Origin of the sequence: Variovorax sp. RTB1, from assembly GCF_035018765.1 — a bacterium.
Classification (GTDB): Bacteria; Pseudomonadota; Gammaproteobacteria; order Burkholderiales; family Burkholderiaceae_C; genus Variovorax.
In genome coordinates this window covers 1-17,396 of record NZ_JASJXG010000027.1, presented here as the reverse complement: position 1 = coordinate 17,396, position 17,396 = coordinate 1, and the positions used below count along the sequence as shown (strand labels likewise).

Here is a 17,396-nt window from a genome sequence, read left to right as displayed (position 1 = left end):
CATCGCCCCGCAGGAGGCCGCACCATGGCTGACAAAGACCCGGTTCGGGTCGGCATTCTTTTTTCGGAAACGGGCGTCACCTCGACCATTGGACTGTCGCAACTGCAAGGTGCACTGCTCGGGATCGAAGAGATCAACGAGGCTGGTGGCATCGACGGCCGCGAGCTTGTCGCGGTGCGCTACGACCCGCAATCTCAGCCGGCGCGCTACGCCGAATTGGCCGAACGGCTCATCGTGCAGGACGGGGTCAACGTGATCTTCGGTTGCTACATGTCGAGCAGCCGCAAGGCGGTGATCCCGGTGATCGAGAAGTGGAACAAGCTGTTGTTCTACCCCACGCTCTATGAAGGCTTCGAGTATTCCGGCAATGTGATCTACACCGGTGCCGCGCCCAACCAGAACAGTGTGCAATTGGCAGAGTTCATGACGGCCAACTTTGGCGCGCGGGTGTACCTGATCGGCTCGGACTACATCTATCCCTACGAGTCGAATCGCATCATGGGCGAGCTGGTGCTGCAGCGGCCCGGGAGCGAGAAGTTGGCCGAGCGCTACGTGGCGCTAGACGCCACCGAAAAAGACTACGCCGCGGTGATCGCCGACATCCGCGACAAGCGGCCCGATTTCATTTTTTCAACGGTGGTCGGCGAGTCCACAGCGGCGCTGTACCTTGCTTATGCCGAGGCCGGTTTCGACCCCAAGACCATGCCCATCGCCAGCCTGACGACATCGGAGGCCGAGATCTCGCAAATGGCGCGTGGCGTAGCGGCGGGCCACTACACCTCGGCGCCATATTTCCAGTCGATCCAGTCGGACGCCAATCGGCGCTGCTTGAAGCGGTTGCAAGAGCACTTCGGCGATGGCAGTGTGCCCAACCTGTGCTGGGAGTCGTCGTATTTTCAGATGCACATTTTTGCCAACGCGCTCCGCCAGTCGGGCGACGAAGGCATCGCGCGCTTGCTGCCGCATATTCTGGGCAGTGAATTCGATGCGCCGCAGGGGCGCGTGAAGATCGACCCGACCAACCATCACACCTGTCTGTACCCCCGCATCGGGCGAGTCAACGTCGACGGGCAGTTCACCATCGTGCGGCAGGCCACGCGCTCGGTGTACCCCGATCCGTACCTGGTCACCCATTCGCTGGGCGACTGGACCGCCAAACTCGACACGCTGCCGGTGTGATGTCCGACAGCACTGCCTCTCGCTCCGTGCTGCGTCCCGCGGTACGTGCAACGCCCGTGCAGTTGAAGGAACTGCGTGCGCTGAAGATCGCGGTGATCCATCCAGACGACGCCGATGGACAGCAATTGACTCAGCAATTGCAGCGCATCGGCTGCCAGGTCCAGGCATTCTGGCCACCGGTGCAAACATTGCCGGCAGGCATCGATATCGCGTTCATGGCGGTACGGCCCGACATCATCGGCCTGCAGTTTGAATGGACGCAACGCGACGATGCCCCTGCGGTGATCGCGGTCGTCACGTATGAGAACCCGACCATCGTCGAAGCGGTGCTGGGCTTGGGTGCGCGCGCAGTGCTGCCGTCACCGGTACGTTCGTTCGGGTTGCTGTCGGCGTTGGTGCTGGCGCGCGAGGCACACAAAGAAAATCGCTCGCTGGCACGGCGCCTGCGCAAGGTCGAGGCCAAGCTGCTCGGCGTGCGCCATGTGGCCGATGCCAAGGCGATCCTCATGAAGGCGAATCAGATCTCCGAAACCGAAGCCTACGACCTGATGCGCGACCAGGCGATGAGCAAGCGTAGCCCGGTGGAAGACATCGCCACAGCTATCGTCAATGCGCACGAAGTTTTGTCGCTGGGCCGCAAGTAAATCGCGCGGATCATCGGTTAGTTGGTGTCATGCTGCTGAATTGAAAGCGGGCTTGCTGGCCGCGAAGGAAGCAAAGGATCGCCAGCTTGACCTTCAGCACCGACGCGTTCACGTGGCTCAGCCAATCCGGTTGGTCGCGGTGGCCTTGGAGTTCCATGCGGCTGACGAAGGTCGACTTGGGCAGCGGCCGCAGTGGCGAAACCTTGCCTGGCGTTGGGGGTTGCTGCGCCGCCGCGTGTGGCTAATATCCATCCGTCAGTAGCCCGTAAGTGCGCCCGTCGACATTACCGCCCACAGGCGTTCCCGTCATTACAAGCAGGTTCAGGAGACAACCATGAGCAGCGCATCTACGATCGAATCGGTTCTTGTCGAGAACCGTGTTTTTCCCCCGGACGAACGCGCGCAAAACGGCGCGCGCATCGCCAGCATGGCGGCGTACGACGCGCTGTGCAAGGAAGCCCAGACCGATCCCGAGGGCTTCTGGACGCGCCTCGCCAAAGAGAACCTGACCTGGACGACGCCCTTCACGCGCACGCTCGACGAGTCGAACGCGCCGTTTTATCAATGGTTCGGCGACGGCGAACTCAACGCCAGCGCCAACTGCCTCGACAAGCACATGGGCACGCCTGTCGAGAACAAGACGGCGATCATCTTCGAAGCCGACGACGGCACGGTCACCCACGTCACCTACAAGGAACTGCTGGCGCGCGTGAGCCAGTTTGCCAACGGGCTGAAGGCAGCAGGTATTCAGAAGGGCGACCGCGTCATCGTCTACATGCCGATGACGGTCGAGGGTGTCATCGCGATGCAGGCCTGCGCCCGCATCGGTGCAACGCACAGCGTCGTGTTCGGCGGCTTTTCGGCCAAGGCGCTGCAGGAACGCATCATCGACGCCGGTGCCGTGGCGGTGATCACTTGCAACTACCAGATGCGCGGCGGCAAGGAACTGCCGCTGAAGGCGATCGTGGACGACGGCATCGCGCTCGGCGGCTGCGAGTCGATCAAGAACGTGCTGGTGTACGAGCGCACCAAAACCGCCTGCAACATGGTGGAAGGTCGAGACAAGACTTTCGACGGGCTGCTGCAGGGGCAGAGCACCGATTGCCCAGCCACGCCGGTAAACGCCGAGCACCCGCTCTTCATCCTTTACACGTCGGGCTCGACCGGCAAGCCCAAGGGTGTGCAACACGCGACTGGAGGCTATTTGTTGTGGGCCAAGCTCACGATGGACTGGACCTTCGACATTCGTCCCGAAGACGTCTTCTGGTGCACCGCCGACATCGGCTGGATCACCGGCCACACCTACGTCGCCTACGGTCCGCTGGCGGCCGGCGCCACGCAAGTGGTGTTCGAAGGCGTGCCGACGTTCCCGCACGCAGGCCGCTTCTGGCAAATGATCGAGAAGCACAAGGTCTCGATTTTCTACACTGCGCCAACGGCCATCCGCTCGCTGATCAAAGCGGCCGAATCCGACGAAAAGGTGCATCCGAAGAACTGGGATCTGTCGAGCCTGCGCATCCTCGGTTCGGTCGGCGAGCCCATCAACCCTGAAGCCTGGATGTGGTACCACCGGAATATCGGCCACGAGAAATGTCCGATCGTAGACACTTTCTGGCAGACCGAAACGGGAGGCCACGTGATCACGCCGTTGCCTGGCGCGACGCCGCTGGTGCCGGGTTCGTGCACCTTGCCGCTGCCGGGAATCATGGCCGCCATCGTCGATGAAACCGGCAAGGATTTGCCCAACGGCGCCGGCGGCATGCTGGTCATCAAGCGGCCGTGGCCTTCGATGATCCGCACCATCTGGAACGACCCGGAGCGCTTCAAGAAGAGCTACTTTCCGGAAGAGATGGGCGGCACGATTTATCTGGCGGGCGACGGCGCCGTGCGCAGCACCGATCGCGGCTACTTTCGCATCACCGGACGCATCGACGACGTACTCAACGTGTCGGGTCACCGGCTCGGCACGATGGAAATCGAATCGGCGCTGGTCTCCAAGACCGACATCGTGGCCGAGGCTGCCGTGGTCGGCCGTCCGGACGATGTGACGGGCGAGGCGGTGTGCGCCTTCGTCGTCCTCAAGCGCGGTCGACCCACCGGCGACGAGGCCAAGCAGATCGCCAACGAACTGCGCGCGTGGGTGGCGAAAGAAATCGGTCCCATCGCCAAGCCCAAGGACATTCGTTTTGCCGACAACCTGCCCAAGACGCGCAGCGGCAAGATCATGCGGCGCCTGTTGCGCAGTATCGCCAAGGGCGAAGCCATCACGCAGGACACCTCGACGCTGGAAAATCCCGCGATCCTCGAACAACTCGGTCAAGCATACTGACGGGTCGTTTATCGGGAGTGAATCATGGGTGTCAGAACCGGAGCGTTGGTGTTGGTAGTGGTGTTGATCGCGGCATTGGCTGCGCTCAACTGGGGCGGGCTGTCTGCGCCGACGATCATGTCGATCGGCGTGATGCAGGTGACGGCGCCGCTCGGGCTCATCATGCTGGGGCTGACCGCCTTGCTCGGGCTGATGTTCCTGATCTACGTGTTCTATCTGCAGAGCACGTTGATGCTCGACACGCGTCGCCACACCAAAGAGCTGCAGGCGCAGCGTGAATTGGCCGACAAGGCCGAGGCCTCGCGCTTTACCGAGTTGCGGGCCTTCATCGAGGCGCAGGAGCAGAAACAGGCGACACGTGCCGCCGATATGGAGCGCGCTGTGCTGGCCCGGGTAGATCAGTCGGACAACACGATGGCTGCACACATCGGGCAACTGGAAGACCGGCTCGACCGCCGCTCGGCGACCATCATCACGCCACCGCCGGGCGCCTGACTCGGCGCACCGTCAGCGCTGTCGGTTACTTGGTCGAAAGCACCCAGGCAGCCAGCTTCCGGGCGTCGGCGTCGCTGACTTGCGTGTTGGCCGGCATTGGCACCGGCCCCCAAACACCGGAGCCGCCCTTCTTGATCTTGGTCGCCAGCATGTCGACCGCGCCCTTGTCGTCCTTGTATTTGGCGGCCACGTCCTTGAACGACGGTCCCAGCACCTTGCGCTCGACCGCGTGGCAGCTCATGCAGTTCTTCGATGTCGCCAACACCAAATCAGCTGGGTCGGCTATGGCGGTGCCAGTCACGAAGAGGCCGAAAACGACGGACAACAGTACTTTTTTCATGGATCGCGCTTCGAGGTGCAGGTTACATTCTGGTAACAAGCATTGTAGGTAGCCCGTGTTCCGGCGCCCAATGCCTGATCGATTCCCCCTGAAAGATGCGCCATGTTGTTTTTGCTGATCGGTGTGTTGGGCGCGGTGTTGAAGTACTTCGAGGTCGGCTTCATCGCCCAATGGAGCTGGTGGATCGTGCTGATTCCGTTCGCTTTCGCAGTCGCCTGGTGGGCCTATGCCGATGCGTCCGGCTACACCAAGCGCCGCGTGATCGAGAAAGAAAACCTGCGCAAGCAAAACCGCATCGACCGCCAGCGCAGCGCGCTGGGCATGTTGAACAGCCGGTCGGCGCAGAAGCGGCGCAAGTAAGCGCAGGGCGATCGACCGACCGCCTAGCGTCGATCAGTACTTGTCCAGCACCGCTCCCGAACTCGCGCTCGACGCATTGAACGCGAACTTGGCCTGCACGCCGCGCGTGTAGCGCGGCGCCGGCGCCTTCCACGCTTTGCGGCGCTTGTCGATCTCGGCTTCGGGCACGTTCAATTCGAGCACCAGCTCGTGCGCGTCGATGGTGATCGAGTCGCCTTCTTCGACGAACGCGATGGTGCCGCCGGCATAGGCTTCCGGAGCGACGTGGCCCACGACCATGCCCCAGGTGCCGCCGGAAAAGCGGCCGTCGGTGATCAGGCCGACAGTTTCACCCAGGCCGGCACCGATCAGCGCGCCGGTAGGGGCCAACATCTCCGGCATGCCCGGTCCGCCTTTGGGGCCGAGGTAGCGCAGCACCATCACGTCGCCAGCGACAATCTTGCCGGCCAAGATGGCGGCCAAGGCCGATTGTTCGTCGTCGAACACGCGCGCCGGGCCGGTGATGACAGGGTTCTTCAGACCGGTGATCTTGGCAACCGCGCCCTCTGGAGACAGGTTGCCCTTGAGGATGGCGAGGTGACCCTGCGCGTACATCGGCTTGTCGATCGGGCGGATCACGTCCTGGTCGGCGCGCGGGACGTCAGGCACATCTTTCAGCACTTCGGCAATGGTCTCGCCGGTGATGGTGATGCAGTCACCGTGCAACAGGCCGGCCTTCAGCAACACTTTCATCACTTGTGGAATGCCACCGGCCTTGTGCAGGTCGACCGCCAGGTATTTGCCGCTCGGCTTCAGGTCGCACAGCACGGGCACTTTCTTGCGCATGCGCTCGAAGTCGTCGATGGTCCATTCGACGTCGGCCGTGTGCGCGATCGCCAGGAAGTGCAGCACCGCGTTGGTCGAGCCACCGGTCGCCATGATCACCGCCACCGCGTTCTCGATCGCCTTCTTGGTCACGATGTCGCGCGGCTTCAGGTCCTTCTTGATCGCCTCGATCAGCACCTTGGCCGACTCCTTGGCCGAGTTCTGCTTTTCGTCGTGCGGATTGGCCATGGTCGACGAGTAGGGCAGCGACATGCCGAGTGCCTCGAACGCGCTCGACATCGTGTTCGCGGTGTACATGCCGCCGCACGAGCCGGGACCGGGAATGGCGCGCATCTCGATCTCGCGCAGGTCTTCGTCGCTCATGTTGCCGGCGGCGTTCTGGCCGACCGCTTCGAACACGCTGACGATGTTCAGGTCTTGCCCCTTGTAGCGGCCCGGCAGGATGGTGCCGCCGTAGACGTAGATCGCCGGCACGTTGGCGCGCAGCATGCCCATCATGCCGCCCGGCATGTTCTTGTCGCAGCCGCCGACCACCAGCACGCCGTCCATCCACTGACCACCGACGCAGGTCTCGATGCAGTCGCTGATGACTTCGCGACTCACCAGCGAGTACTTCATGCCTTCGGTGCCCATCGCCATGCCGTCGCTGATGGTCGGTGTGCCAAACACCTGCGCATTGCCGCCGGCTTCCTCGATCCCTTCGATGGCCGCATCGGCCAGTTTCTGCAGGCCCGAGTTGCACGGTGTGATGGTGCTGTGGCCGTTGGCCACGCCGACCATCGGCTTCTTGAAGTCGGCCTCCTGGTAGCCCATGGCATAGAACATCGAACGGTTGGGCGCGCGCGCTTTGCCTTCGACGATGTTGGCGCTGCGGCGGTTGATCTGGAGGGGTTCGTTGGCCATGGTGTCTCTCGTTGGGTGATCTTGTGGGACGCCCAGTATCGGCCGAACGATTGATTGCTTCCAATCCTATTTTGGGAGGCATTGATATGCTGCGCGTATGAAAGAAGCCATAGTGGATCTGCGTGCCTGGCGGCAGTTCGTCGCTGTCGCAGAAGAACTGCACTTTGGGCGCGCGGCAGTGCGACTGCACATGACGCAGCCGCCGGTGACGCAGGCGATCGCGCAGCTCGAGAAGACGCTCGGCGTGATGCTGTTCGACCGAACGCGACGCCGCGTTGCGCTGACTCCGGCCGGCGAAACGTTGTTGCCGGACGTACGCGAACTGCTGGCCCGAGCACAGGCGCTTCCCGCCCGTGCTCGGGCTGCTGCCGCAGGTGAAGTGGGCCGTGTGCGGCTCGCGTTCGTTTCGACCATCGGCTTCGAGACACTGCCGGCCTGGGTGCGTGAATTCAGGGCGCTGTGCCCCGAGGTCGCGCTCGAACTCGTAGAAGCAACCGGCGACGCGCAGCTCGAAGCCTTTGCGCGCGGCGACATCGACGCCGGCCTCATGCTGCATTCGCCAGGCTTCGCGCCGCCGGGGCTGGAGCGCCTGCCGGTGTCCGAAGAGCCGCTGGTGCTCGCGTTGCCGGCACGGCATCCGCTGGCCCGCGTAAATCGACCGTCGCTGAGCGATGTGCTGGCGCAACCGCTCGTGATCTTTCCGCGGCGCATCCTGCCTTCCCTGCACGATGCCATCGTCGGTCTGTATCACACGGCCGGCCTGGCACCTGCCATCGCGCAAGAGGCGATCCAGATGCAGACCATCGTCAACCTTGTGTGGGGCGCCATCGGCGTGGCGTGGGTGCCTCAGAGCGTGACGCAATTCCGTCGTGCCGGCGTGGTTTATAGGAAAGCAGAGGAGCTGGCATCCGCCACGCGGCGCAAGTCGTCACCTGTGTTGCCGGGCTGCGAGACGAGTCTGGTGTGGCCTGCGCAAAATGCCAACGCGGCGCTGGCATGCTTCGTGGCGTTCGTGCGGCAGCGGGGCGGCGGCTGAGTTCGACCGCAGCGATACGCCCGACGCCGACTCGAACATGGCGGCAGGGCGCGGCACAATGTCCGCATGCTCATGTATCCGCAGATCAACCCCGTTGCCCTCCAGCTCGGACCGATCGCCATCCACTGGTATGGCCTGACCTATCTGGCCGCATTCGCGCTCTTCTTTTTTCTGGCGACGCGGCGCCTGCGCCACGAGCCGTACCGATCGCTCGATAGCGCAGCGGCATGGGCGCGCAAAGACATCGAGGACATGCTGTTCCTCGGCGTGATGGGTGTCATCGTCGGCGGCCGGCTGGGCTATTGCATCTTCTACAAACCCGGCTACTACCTGACGCATCCGCTCGAAATCTTCTTCGTTTGGCAGGGTGGCATGAGCTTTCACGGCGGCATGCTCGGCGTCATCGCTTCCATGATCTGGTATTCCCATTCGCGGGCGCGGCCGTTCTGGCAGGTGATGGACTTCATCGCGCCGTGCGTGCCGTTGGGGCTGGCGGCGGGGCGCGTCGGCAACTTCATCAACGGCGAGCTGTGGGGCCGCTTCAGCAGTCCCGATCTGCCGTGGGGCATGGTGTTTCCGCAGAGCGGCTCGATGCTGCCGCGGCATCCGTCGCAGGTGTATCAGTTCCTGCTCGAAGGCATTCTGCTGTTCGTGCTGCTGTGGCTCTATGCGCGCAAGGAACGCAAGCAAGGCCAGGTGGCGGCGATGTTCCTGATCGGCTACGGCATCTTCCGTTTCATCGCCGAGTTCTTTCGCGAACCGGACGACTTTCTCGGCCTGCGGGCGCTCAACCTGAGCCAGGGCCAATGGCTCTGCGTGCCGATGGTGCTGTTCGGCATCGGCCTCTGGTTGTGGGCCGCGCGGCGCCCGGTGCCGGCACGGGTCACGACGTTATAGGAGGGGGACGTGGACATGGCGGAGATTCCGAACCTGGTCGGGCCGCAATACGGCGCTTTCGTCAACAGCGAAATCAAGCGCTGGGCTGGCGTCGTGAAAGCCTCGGGGGCCAAGCTCGAATGACGGTCGCGGTGAGCGCCTCGGTCTCTCTGCAGCGCGAGGGTCACGTCGCATGGGTCACGCTCGCGAACGCATCCAGGCTGAATGCGATGACGCGTGCCATGTGGCGCGAACTGCGTGACGTGTTCGCCGTTGCCGGCAACGACGAAGGCTTGCGGTGCATCGTCGTGCGCGGTGCCGGCAGCGCCTTTTGCGCGGGTGGCGACATCTCGGAGTACCCGTCGTTTCGATTCGACACCGAGCGGCTCCGCGCTTTCCACGAGGACGAGGTGTGGGCCGCGCTGCAGGCGATGCTCGACTGCCGCGTGCCATTGGTCGCGCAGATCGAAGGCGCTTGTATGGGCGCCGGCCTGGAGATCGCGAGCTGCTGCGACATCCGCATCGCCGGCGTCTCCGCGAAGTTCGGCGCACCGATCGCCAAGCTGGGCTTCCCGATGGCGCCGCGCGAAGCCGCGTTGGTGTACGGTGCGATGGGTGACGTGCTCGCGCGCGACATGCTGCTGGCGGCCGGCGTGCACAGCGCCGCTCGCTTGTACGACGCGGGCTTTTTGCTGCATGTACTGCCCGACGCCGAGGTGCCAGTCGCCGCGCGCGACCATGCGCTGCGAATCGCGGCGCTGGCACCACAGGCCGCGCGATTCAACAAGCGCACTTTCGCTGCCTTGAACGAGTCGGTATCGAGCGAGGTTCAGGGCCTGCTGCGGGGCGCGTACGACTATGCCGATTCTCCCGAGCACCACGAAGGCATTGCTGCCTTCCTCGCCAAACGCGCTCCCGTTTTTTGACGTGGCTTGCCCTAGTCGTGGCGGGATCTCGAACGCGCCAGCGTCATGATCGCCAATCTGCTCGATGCGCTCGATGCGCTCGATCTGGAGCCCGGTGCGCGTACCGCAGTGCAGGTCGAAAAATCGGTCGAGGCGTCGTCGCCGAACTGCCGCGAAACGCCATGGGCAAGGTTCAGAAGGCGCGGCTGCGAGAGCAGCACAAAGCGTTGTTCTCGCGCTGACCTCGAGAATAAACCCGCACCCAAGAAAACGGCCCCGGGATCCTAAGGTTCTCGGGGCCGTTGTTTCGAATAGGTGTCTGCGAATGGAGCCGAACCCGCATCCTGAACCAGGGTTCAGGTGGGCGAGGGCAGCAGGGCTTCGGGTTCATCTTACGCGAGATGATCACGCCTACCTAGCGATGTACCAAGCCCGGCTCCGGAGAGCATTGGAACAAGGAAATATTAAGTTCGACAACACCGCAGACAAGCACGAGTCTACGCCAGCCCCACGCTCGCTGTGTAGGCCATCAGAGCAAATGTCCATCGCCCGCGAGGGCATTGTCGAGGCGCTGCAAAAGCTGCGGCAGGCGTGGGTCGTCCAGCTCGGCGTGATTCGCTGTATCTGAGGGCGTGGCCATCCTCAAGAGCGGTGCGACCGGGCTCCCGGCTGCGGCGACGGGCGCGGGCGCGACCTCGGCAGCAGATGCGAATGCGGCCTGCGCCTGAATCAAATCGAACGCGATATTCAGCGAGGCCAGCACGGCGATGCGGTCGCGCGCCTTCACCTTGCCGGCATCGCGAATCTTGCACATGGCAGCGTCGACGTGGTCGACCGCGCTGCGCAATTGCGACTCGCCGTCTGCGGGGCAGCCGAGCAAATAGCTCTGGCCCATGATCTGTACTTCTATCTGCTTCATGCTGCGGAATCTTCAGGAGAGGGTGGGTCGGCCGGCAGCCTTTCGAGCAGCGCGTCGATGCGCGTTCGAGCGGCAGCGAGCCGCGATTTGAGCGCGTCGCGCTCCCGCGTCAGCGCATCGACCTGTTCCTGCAACAGCGCATTGGTGCGTTGCACCTCTTCGTGGCGAACCAGGAGACGCTCGACTCGGTCGGCGATCTGGTCAATGGGACTGGCGGCGGACATGGGTCTGGATTGTAGGTTCCCGCGATTGCAAGTTCTTTCAATTTAGAATCCGCCCCGTTGGTGCTCGCGCCGTGGTTCACGCGGCGCAGTTCAACGGGAAGCAGGAGTCGCGGTCTTCACCATAACGAAGACCGAAGCCACCTGCGCTGCCCCCGCAACGGTCAAACAGACGATGCCGGCGTTCATGCGCCGACATCACTTTCCCCAGCAGCCACTGGGCGCCCTGAAACAGGCGCCTGGGAAGGCGGGTCGAGCACTCTGTCAGCCCGGATACCGGCCAACGAAGCGGCAAGCCGCGCGCGTCACCGTTGGGTGGTGCGCGCAGCCGGCCATTACGCTCAATTACCGGCGGGGAAGCCGGTGACGGGCATTGCTATCCGGTCCTTTCAAATGAAAACCAGTGTTCCCCTGCTTGCCGCCTTGCTGCAAGTGCCACTCCTTGCGCTCGCACAAAGCCCGTCATCGCTCAGCGAAACGGTGGTCACCGCGACCCGCGTGCCCCAGCCCCGGTCTGAATTGGTCGCTGATGTGTCGATCGTCGACCGTGAAACGATCGAGCGCAGCGGCGCCGTTGGCGTTGCTGATGTGTTGGCACGTCTACCTGGCGTCGAAATCACGCGCAACGGTGGTGTCGGCAACACAACCAGCGTGTTCCTTCGCGGCGCCGACACGCGTTTCACGGCTGTGTATGTCGATGGCGTGCGTGTCGATTCGCAGTCGACCGGCGGTGCTACATGGGAAAGCATTCCGCTGGCGCAGATCGACCGCATTGAAGTGCTGCGAGGCCCGGCCGCGGCGGTCTACGGCTCGGACGCCATTGGCGGCGTGATCCAGCTCTTCACGCGGCGCGGCGAAGGGGTTGCCACTCCGTACGTCGGCTTCGGTTTCGGCAGCAAGGGCTTGCGTACATCGCAGGCCGGTGTCAGTGGTTCGGTTGGCGCTTTTGACTATTCGATCGGCGCGGCGTATCAGGAAAACGCTGGGTTTGACGTACGCACGCCATCGGTCGCCAACCATGATCCGGACAAGGACTACTACCATGCGAGCTCGGCTAACGTGCGACTCGGCTACCAGATCAACGCGCAGCACCGGATCGACGCCACGGTGCTCGAGAGCGAAACCAATTCGGGCTACGACAACTATGGCTACAACCCGAAGCAGCCGGTGAACGACCGCAATCTCTACCATTTGCGAACCGCCGGCCTGAGTTGGTCGGCGCAGTGGACAGAGGCCTACAGCACCAAGCTTTCGGTGACCGACTCAAACTCACGATACGAAACGACGCCGTCGGCTTACATCACGCAAACGCAGCTGCGCAATTACCTGTTCCAGAACGAGTACCGCCTCGGCGCCAGCCTGTTCACCGCGGCTTTAGAGCGTCGTGAGGACAAGCTCTTCAACCCGGCACTGGACAGCTTCAGCACCACCATCTTCAGGAAGCGCTCGCAAGACGCGCTGGCGCTCGGCTACGGTTTCAATCAGGGCGCCCATTCGCTGCAACTGAACGTGCGTCATGACAACGACAGCGAGTTCGGTGGCAAGACCACCGGCAGCGCGGCCTACGGCTATTCGTTTGCGCAGAACTGGCGTGCGACCGCTTCGGCTGGCACGGCATTCCGCGCACCCACCCTGTACCAGCGCTTCAGCGAATACGGCAACGCGGCCCTGCAGCCCGAGACCTCGCTCAACGCCGAGATCGGATTGCGATACGCCGATGCCGCGACAGCAGGCAGCATCGCGGCCTACCGCAATCGCGTGCGAAATCTCATCACTTTCGACAATGACTCGACCGCGTGCAGCTCCGGCTTCGGTTGCTACGCGAACACCGCCCGCGCCGTGCTGCGGGGCGTTACCCTTGCGGGCAGCCATCACATCGGCGACGTGACGTTGCGCGGTTCGCTCGACTTCCAGGACCCGAAGGACGCCGAGACAGACAAGCTGCTGGCCTTGCGCTCGCGTCGGCATGCCACGCTGGGTGCTGACTGGCGTGTTGCCGGATGGACCTTGGGTGCCGAAGTTCAAGCCTCGGGCTTTCGCTATGCGGATGCGGCCAACAAGAAGACGCTCGGTGGTTACACGCTGTTCAATCTCAGTGCGAGCACCGAGATTGTTCGCGACGTCACGCTTTTGGCGCGCGTCGACAACTTGGGTGACACAAACTACCAGCTGGTCGATGGCTACGCAACTCCGGGCCGTGCTGTCTATGTCGGGGTCAAGTGGCAGCCACACTGAACGCCATGACGACGGTCTGCGCAATGGCTTTCCGCTGACGATGCCGCATTCCTTGTACCCCGATGAGCGCGCGGCTGACCGGCCGCGCGAGTTCATTCTCGGCGGCCAGAGGAGCGGCAAGTCACGACTCGCCGAGCAGCGGGCGGTCGACTGGCTTGCTGCGTCATCCGATCACCGTGCAGTGATGGTGGCGACGGCGCAGGCGCACGACGACGAGATGCGCGCGCGCATCCTGCGACACCGGCAGGACCGCGCTCTTCGCTTGCCAGCGATGTCAACTGTCGAGGAGTCTTCCGCACTGGCCGAGGCCATCGTTGCGCATTCCGCTGCCGATACGATGGTGGTCGTCGACTGCCTTACGCTGTGGCTTACCCACCTGCTGATGCCCTACACGCCCCGCACTCCCCACATGTCGTATGTGTCGGACGGTCCGGCGACGGACATGGCCTTACCTATCGACGCGACCCAGCGTATTGCAATGCTCGTCGCTGCCTTGCGCGGCGCGCGCGGCCCGATCGTGCTGGTCGGCAATGAGATCGGCCTCGGCGTCATCCCATTGGGCGGTGAAACGCGTGCTTTCGTCGATGCTTTGGGCCGGCTCAACCAGGAAGTGGCCGCAGCATGCGATCGCGTCACGCTGATGGTGGCCGGCTTGCCGCTGACGTTGAAGGCGCCGGCGCGGCCGGTTTGACGGACATGAACAAGATCATCGCGGCGCTCTGGACCATCTGCGTGCCGATGGCGCTGATGTTTGTGGCAGCGCTGCCGGCGCATGCCGTCATCGTCACCGACGAACGCGGCGTCGCCGTTGACTTTTCGCAGCCGCCGCAGCGCATCGTCGCGCTGCTGCCATCGCTCACCGAATCGGTTTGCGCACTCGGCGCCTGCAGCCGGCTCGTCGGTGTCGATCGCTATTCGAATTCACCCGAGCTGGTGCGCGCGTTGCCGCAAGTGGGCGGCGGCCTCGACCCGAACGTCGAAGCCATCGTCGCGCTCAAGCCCGACGTGGTGCTGCTCGCCAAGTCGTCGCGCGTCACGCAGAGGCTGGAGCAACTCGGGCTCAAGGTGCTGGTGCTGGAGCCGAAGAACCATGCCGACGTGCAACGTGTGCTCGATGCGCTCGGTCAGATGCTCGGCGTCGACGATGCGCAGCGCGTGTGGCGTGCGATCGATGCCAGCGTGTCGGCTGCGGCGCAGTCGCTACCGCCCGAAGCCCGGCGGACGCGCGTGTACTTCGAGATCAACAGCACGCCGTACGCGGCGGGTGAGAGCTCCTTCATCGGCGAGACGCTGACGCGGCTGGGCGTGAAGAACATCGTGCCAACCGCGCTCGGACCGTTTCCCAAGCTCAACCCGGAGTACGTCGTTCGCGCCAATCCGGACCTCATCATGGTGGGCGAGCGCAGTGCGCAAGGGCTTGAACAACGGCCCGGCTGGTCACTGATTCGTGCCGTGCGCGACGGGCACATCTGCCGCTTCACTGCGGCGCAGTCCGACGTGCTGGTGCGGCCCGGCCCGCGCATGGGCGAGGCAGCCCGTTTGATGGCGCAGTGCATCGTGGACCAGTCGAAATGACGCAACAACGATGAGCCTCGCTCAAGTCGATCAGCACCGCCGCGCCCTCACGCTGGGCGTTGTTCTGCTCGCGTTGGGTCTTGTGCTCGTGGTGGTCGGCATCGGCATCGGCAGCACCGGTTTCGAGAGTGTGGTCGCCGCCTGGCGGGATCCGGTCGCATTGCAGATCGTCCGCGAGATCCGACTGCCGCGCACCCTCGGCGCCTGGCTCGCCGGCGCGCTGCTCGGCCTGGCCGGTGCGGTGGCGCAGGGGCTCTTTCGCAATCCGTTGGCCGACCCTTATCTGCTTGGCAGCGCATCGGGCGCATCGCTCGGCGTGGCGGTCGCGCTGGTCGTCTTCGGGGCCTCGCCGGCCAGCACGCAGTGGGTGGTCCGGCTCGGCCTCACGGGTGCGGCCTTCGTCGGCGCTGTGCTGGCGGTGCTGCTCACGCTGCTGCTGGCGCGCGGTGTGCAGCAAACGCTGCGCCTGTTGCTGGCCGGCGTGATCGTCGGCGTCGTGCTCGGCGCGGCCAAGGATCTCATCACCATTGCCTCGGCCGACCTGCTTCAGGCGATCCAGGCGTTCATGCTGGGCAGCACCGGCCTCATCGGCTGGAGCGCTTGCGGGGTGATGGCCGCGTTGGCGGTGCTTTGCCTCGTGTGCGCATGGGCGTTGGCGCCGGTGCTCGATGGCCTTGCGCTCGGCGAGGCCACGGCTCGCAGCCTCGGCTTGCCGCTTGGCGCGATGCGCATGGCGCTGGTCGCGGTGCTGTCGATGGCCACTGGCGCCGCTGTCGCGCAGACCGGATTGATCGCCTTTGTCGGCCTCGCCGCACCGCACCTGGTGCGCTCTGCCGTCAAGACCACGCACGCGCGGCTGATCGTGCTGTCGGCGTTGATGGGCGGGCTGCTGTTGATGGCGGCCGACCTGCTGGCACGCTGGCTCGTAGCGCCGCAGGAGTTGCCCGTCGGCGTGCTGACGGGAGTGCTCGGCGGCTCGTATTTGCTGTGGCTCATGCACCGGCGCAGTTCGAGGGGCGGCCTGTCATGACGCTCACGAAGCGCGCCGCCGTCGAATGCAAAGCGTTGAGTGCCGTGCTCGGGACCGCAGAAGTGCTGCACGGCATCGACCTGGCGATCGAGGCGGGCCGATGGACCAGCATCGTCGGACCGAACGGCGCCGGCAAGTCGACGCTGCTGAAGGCGCTCGCCGGCCTGCTGCCGCACCGGGGCGAGGTGCTTCTCTTCGGCGAGCCGATGGCCGCGCTGTCTGGCCGCTCCCGTGCACAGCAGCTCTCGTGGCTCGGGCAGGGCGGAGCGGGCGAGGGCAGCGCCGACGACCTGATGGTCTACGACGTCGCGATGCTCGGTCGCCTGCCGCACCAGCGCTGGCTCGCCGCACCAAGCGAACGCGACCGCGCAGCCGTCGAACGGGCGCTGCGCAGCACCCAGGCGTGGGACTGGCGCATGCGGCCGCTCGGCCAGCTCTCCGGCGGCGAACGGCAGCGCGTGTTGCTGGCCCGCGCGTTGGCGGTCGAAGCGCAACTGCTGCTCATGGACGAGCCGCTCGCCAATCTCGATCCACCGCACCAGGCCGACTGGATGACGACCGCGCGCGCGCTCGTCGCCGAAGGGCGCACGGTGGTGAGCGTGCTGCACGAACTCTCGATGGCGCTGGCGGCCGATGCGCTCGTGGTCATGGCGGGTGGCCGCGTGCTGCATCACGGCGCATGCAGCGACCCCGCGACCCATGCAGCGCTCGAAGAAGTGTTCGATCGTCGCATTCGCATCCACCGCGTGGCGGAGCAATGGATCGCTCTGCCTCGCTGAACTCACCGAATTCAACCGCACAAGCGCACCACCGCAGGACCGACTCTCATGGAAATTGAAACACCACCTTCGGCCAAGCCGTATGAAAAGCCCGAAGGGGAGCGCCGCGGCATCGTCATCGTCAACACCGGCGATGGCAAGGGAAAAAGCACTGCGGCTTTCGGTCTGGCCTTGCGCGCGCATGGGCGCGGCAAGCCAGTGAAGGTCTGGCAATTCATGAAAGCGCCAAGCGCGCTCTTAGGTGAACACCGGATGTTCGAGCAACTCGGCATCCCGATCGAAGGCCTCGGCGACGGCTTCGGCTGGAAAGACCAGCACCTCGAACAGTCGGGCCAGCTTGCGCGCGATGGCTGGTTGAAGGCCAAGGCGTCGATCCTGTCGGGCGACTATTTCTTGGTGGTGCTCGACGAGATCACCTGCCCGCTCATCTGCGGCTGGTTGCCGCTCGACGACGTGCTGGTCACGTTGCGCGAAAGGCCCAAGCAGGTGCACGTCGTGCTCACTGGTCGGCGCTGCCCGCCGGAGTTGATCGAACGCGCCGATACGGTCACGGAGATGCAGATGGTCAAGCACGCGTTCACCGCCGGCATCCCGACGCAACGCGGCATCGAGGACTGACCATGTCGCAGCCGACGCCAGACGCCTTCGCAGCAGCCGATCAGCGCGCCGTGTACCGCGCCATCCATGAGCGTCGCGACATGCGGCACTTTGCCGGCGGCGAGGTGGCACCCGCGTTGCTGCGCCG

Annotated in this window: 19 protein-coding genes, 3 pseudogenes and 1 riboswitch; of the genes and pseudogenes, 17 read left to right on the top strand and 5 right to left on the bottom strand. The window is 64.3% G+C overall.

Features of this window, described 5'->3' with window-relative positions:
* Positions 1 to 24: 24 nt before the first annotated feature.
* Complete coding sequence (locus QN397_RS16660; protein ID WP_323501439.1) at positions 25 to 1,179, top strand: transporter substrate-binding domain-containing protein; 1,155 nt, start codon at positions 25 to 27, stop codon at positions 1,177 to 1,179.
* Positions 1,179 to 1,823 carry an ANTAR domain-containing response regulator gene (locus QN397_RS16655; protein ID WP_323501438.1) on the top strand — a complete coding sequence of 215 codons (645 nt, stop codon included), beginning with the start codon at positions 1,179 to 1,181 and terminating at the stop codon, positions 1,821 to 1,823. Before QN397_RS16660 ends, QN397_RS16655 begins: the two co-directional genes overlap by 1 nt.
* Before the next feature lie 79 nt (positions 1,824 to 1,902).
* On the opposite strand, the pseudogene QN397_RS16650 reads toward QN397_RS16655, so the two are convergent.
* Positions 1,903 to 1,995, bottom strand: a pseudogene (locus tag QN397_RS16650) (YqhA family protein); the annotation flags it as partial.
* Positions 1,996 to 2,157: 162 nt separating this feature from the next.
* Between QN397_RS16650 and acs the strand changes: the two are divergent.
* Positions 2,158 to 4,152 (top strand): acetate--CoA ligase, encoded by a 1,995-nt coding sequence (gene acs, locus QN397_RS16645; protein WP_323501437.1) that lies wholly within the window; start codon positions 2,158 to 2,160, stop codon positions 4,150 to 4,152.
* A gap of 24 nt (positions 4,153 to 4,176) precedes the next feature.
* A complete protein-coding gene (locus QN397_RS16640; RefSeq protein ID WP_323497013.1) occupies positions 4,177 to 4,647 on the top strand; it encodes a LapA family protein in 471 nt (156 codons plus the stop codon).
* 25 nt (positions 4,648 to 4,672) lie between these two features.
* Here QN397_RS16640 and QN397_RS16635 read toward each other — a convergent pair whose 3' ends face one another.
* Positions 4,673 to 4,987 (bottom strand): c-type cytochrome, encoded by a 315-nt coding sequence (locus tag QN397_RS16635; RefSeq protein ID WP_323501436.1) that lies wholly within the window; start codon positions 4,985 to 4,987, stop codon positions 4,673 to 4,675.
* Between the two features lie 102 nt (positions 4,988 to 5,089).
* Here QN397_RS16635 and QN397_RS16630 point away from each other — a divergent pair, with 102 nt between their 5' ends.
* Entirely contained in the window at positions 5,090 to 5,347 is a 258-nt protein-coding gene (locus QN397_RS16630) for a TIGR04438 family Trp-rich protein (protein WP_323501435.1), read from the top strand.
* Positions 5,348 to 5,380: 33 nt separating this feature from the next.
* Here QN397_RS16630 and ilvD read toward each other — a convergent pair whose 3' ends face one another.
* The gene (gene ilvD / locus QN397_RS16625) at positions 5,381 to 7,075 is read right to left on the bottom strand and encodes a dihydroxy-acid dehydratase (RefSeq protein WP_323501434.1); all 1,695 of its coding nucleotides are present in this window, start codon (positions 7,073 to 7,075) and stop codon (positions 5,381 to 5,383) included.
* Between the two features lie 97 nt (positions 7,076 to 7,172).
* On the opposite strand from ilvD, the gene QN397_RS16620 reads away from it, so the two are divergent.
* The 5 genes and pseudogenes from QN397_RS16620 (at position 7,173) to QN397_RS16600 (ending at position 10,180) form a co-directional block, all read left to right on the top strand.
* On the top strand, positions 7,173 to 8,111 hold the full coding sequence (locus tag QN397_RS16620; protein WP_323497017.1) for a LysR family transcriptional regulator: 939 nt from the start codon (positions 7,173 to 7,175) through the stop codon (positions 8,109 to 8,111).
* A 66-nt stretch (positions 8,112 to 8,177) separates the two neighbouring features.
* Positions 8,178 to 9,008 carry a prolipoprotein diacylglyceryl transferase gene (lgt, locus tag QN397_RS16615; protein ID WP_323501433.1) on the top strand — a complete coding sequence of 277 codons (831 nt, stop codon included), beginning with the start codon at positions 8,178 to 8,180 and terminating at the stop codon, positions 9,006 to 9,008.
* 24 nt (positions 9,009 to 9,032) lie between these two features.
* Positions 9,033 to 9,131 (top strand): annotated as a pseudogene (locus QN397_RS16610) (tripartite tricarboxylate transporter substrate binding protein); the annotation flags it as partial.
* 8 nt (positions 9,132 to 9,139) lie between these two features.
* The gene (locus tag QN397_RS16605) at positions 9,140 to 9,913 is read left to right on the top strand and encodes an enoyl-CoA hydratase/isomerase family protein (RefSeq protein WP_416352177.1); all 774 of its coding nucleotides are present in this window, start codon (positions 9,140 to 9,142) and stop codon (positions 9,911 to 9,913) included.
* Positions 9,914 to 9,958: 45 nt separating this feature from the next.
* Positions 9,959 to 10,180: a hypothetical protein gene (locus tag QN397_RS16600; RefSeq protein ID WP_323501473.1), complete on the top strand. Its 222-nt coding sequence runs from the start codon at positions 9,959 to 9,961 to the stop codon at positions 10,178 to 10,180.
* A 241-nt stretch (positions 10,181 to 10,421) separates the two neighbouring features.
* On the opposite strand, the gene QN397_RS16595 is transcribed toward QN397_RS16600, so the two are convergent.
* Positions 10,422 to 10,811 carry a cell division protein ZapA gene (locus tag QN397_RS16595; protein ID WP_323501432.1) on the bottom strand — a complete coding sequence of 130 codons (390 nt, stop codon included), beginning with the start codon at positions 10,809 to 10,811 and terminating at the stop codon, positions 10,422 to 10,424.
* Positions 10,808 to 11,035: a DUF904 domain-containing protein gene (locus tag QN397_RS16590; protein WP_323497021.1), complete on the bottom strand. Its 228-nt coding sequence runs from the start codon at positions 11,033 to 11,035 to the stop codon at positions 10,808 to 10,810. Before QN397_RS16590 ends, QN397_RS16595 begins: the two co-directional genes overlap by 4 nt.
* 41 nt (positions 11,036 to 11,076) lie before the next feature.
* Positions 11,077 to 11,332: riboswitch (cobalamin riboswitch) on the top strand.
* Between the two features lie 93 nt (positions 11,333 to 11,425).
* Between QN397_RS16590 and QN397_RS16585 the strand changes: the two genes are divergently transcribed.
* The 7 genes and pseudogenes from QN397_RS16585 to QN397_RS16555 form a co-directional block, all read left to right on the top strand.
* Positions 11,426 to 13,267: a TonB-dependent receptor domain-containing protein gene (locus QN397_RS16585; protein ID WP_323501431.1), complete on the top strand. Its 1,842-nt coding sequence runs from the start codon at positions 11,426 to 11,428 to the stop codon at positions 13,265 to 13,267.
* Between the two features lie 40 nt (positions 13,268 to 13,307).
* Entirely contained in the window at positions 13,308 to 13,958 is a 651-nt protein-coding gene (locus QN397_RS16580; RefSeq protein WP_323497043.1) for a bifunctional adenosylcobinamide kinase/adenosylcobinamide-phosphate guanylyltransferase, read from the top strand.
* A 47-nt stretch (positions 13,959 to 14,005) separates the two neighbouring features.
* The gene (locus tag QN397_RS16575; RefSeq protein ID WP_416352335.1) at positions 14,006 to 14,842 is read left to right on the top strand and encodes an ABC transporter substrate-binding protein; all 837 of its coding nucleotides are present in this window, start codon (positions 14,006 to 14,008) and stop codon (positions 14,840 to 14,842) included.
* Between the two features lie 10 nt (positions 14,843 to 14,852).
* Positions 14,853 to 15,872, top strand: coding sequence for an iron ABC transporter permease (locus QN397_RS16570; RefSeq protein ID WP_323501429.1), 1,020 nt, complete (start codon positions 14,853 to 14,855; stop codon positions 15,870 to 15,872).
* Positions 15,869 to 16,651 carry an ABC transporter ATP-binding protein gene (locus QN397_RS16565; protein ID WP_323501428.1) on the top strand — a complete coding sequence of 261 codons (783 nt, stop codon included), beginning with the start codon at positions 15,869 to 15,871 and terminating at the stop codon, positions 16,649 to 16,651. The genes QN397_RS16570 and QN397_RS16565 overlap by 4 nt, the downstream gene beginning before the upstream one ends.
* A 48-nt stretch (positions 16,652 to 16,699) precedes the next feature.
* The gene (cobO, locus tag QN397_RS16560; protein WP_323501427.1) at positions 16,700 to 17,269 is read left to right on the top strand and encodes a cob(I)yrinic acid a,c-diamide adenosyltransferase; all 570 of its coding nucleotides are present in this window, start codon (positions 16,700 to 16,702) and stop codon (positions 17,267 to 17,269) included.
* A 2-nt stretch (positions 17,270 to 17,271) separates the two neighbouring features.
* Positions 17,272 to 17,396 (top strand): annotated as a pseudogene (locus QN397_RS16555) (5,6-dimethylbenzimidazole synthase); the annotation flags it as partial.

Excerpts from the sequence above, each read along its gene's own strand:
- QN397_RS16585 (WP_323501431.1), top strand. The coding sequence starts at position 11,426 with ATGAAAACCAGTGTTCCCCTGCTTGCCGCCTTGCTGCAAGTGCCACTC.
- QN397_RS16575 (WP_416352335.1), top strand. The coding sequence starts at position 14,006 with ATGGCGCTGATGTTTGTGGCAGCGCTGCCGGCGCATGCCGTCATCGTC.
- cobO (WP_323501427.1), top strand. The coding sequence starts at position 16,700 with ATGGAAATTGAAACACCACCTTCGGCCAAGCCGTATGAAAAGCCCGAA.
- QN397_RS16580 (WP_323497043.1), top strand. The coding sequence starts at position 13,308 with ATGCCGCATTCCTTGTACCCCGATGAGCGCGCGGCTGACCGGCCGCGC.
- QN397_RS16590 (WP_323497021.1), bottom strand. The coding sequence starts at position 11,035 with ATGTCCGCCGCCAGTCCCATTGACCAGATCGCCGACCGAGTCGAGCGT.
- QN397_RS16595 (WP_323501432.1), bottom strand. The coding sequence starts at position 10,811 with ATGAAGCAGATAGAAGTACAGATCATGGGCCAGAGCTATTTGCTCGGC.
- ilvD (WP_323501434.1), bottom strand. The coding sequence starts at position 7,075 with ATGGCCAACGAACCCCTCCAGATCAACCGCCGCAGCGCCAACATCGTC.
- acs (WP_323501437.1), top strand. The coding sequence starts at position 2,158 with ATGAGCAGCGCATCTACGATCGAATCGGTTCTTGTCGAGAACCGTGTT.
- QN397_RS16660 (WP_323501439.1), top strand. The coding sequence starts at position 25 with ATGGCTGACAAAGACCCGGTTCGGGTCGGCATTCTTTTTTCGGAAACG.
- QN397_RS16655 (WP_323501438.1), top strand. The coding sequence starts at position 1,179 with ATGTCCGACAGCACTGCCTCTCGCTCCGTGCTGCGTCCCGCGGTACGT.
- QN397_RS16570 (WP_323501429.1), top strand. The coding sequence starts at position 14,853 with ATGAGCCTCGCTCAAGTCGATCAGCACCGCCGCGCCCTCACGCTGGGC.
- QN397_RS16640 (WP_323497013.1), top strand. The coding sequence starts at position 4,177 with ATGGGTGTCAGAACCGGAGCGTTGGTGTTGGTAGTGGTGTTGATCGCG.
- QN397_RS16565 (WP_323501428.1), top strand. The coding sequence starts at position 15,869 with ATGACGCTCACGAAGCGCGCCGCCGTCGAATGCAAAGCGTTGAGTGCC.
- QN397_RS16635 (WP_323501436.1), bottom strand. The coding sequence starts at position 4,987 with ATGAAAAAAGTACTGTTGTCCGTCGTTTTCGGCCTCTTCGTGACTGGC.
- QN397_RS16620 (WP_323497017.1), top strand. The coding sequence starts at position 7,173 with ATGAAAGAAGCCATAGTGGATCTGCGTGCCTGGCGGCAGTTCGTCGCT.
- QN397_RS16600 (WP_323501473.1), top strand. The coding sequence starts at position 9,959 with ATGATCGCCAATCTGCTCGATGCGCTCGATGCGCTCGATCTGGAGCCC.
- QN397_RS16630 (WP_323501435.1), top strand. The coding sequence starts at position 5,090 with ATGTTGTTTTTGCTGATCGGTGTGTTGGGCGCGGTGTTGAAGTACTTC.
- lgt (WP_323501433.1), top strand. The coding sequence starts at position 8,178 with ATGCTCATGTATCCGCAGATCAACCCCGTTGCCCTCCAGCTCGGACCG.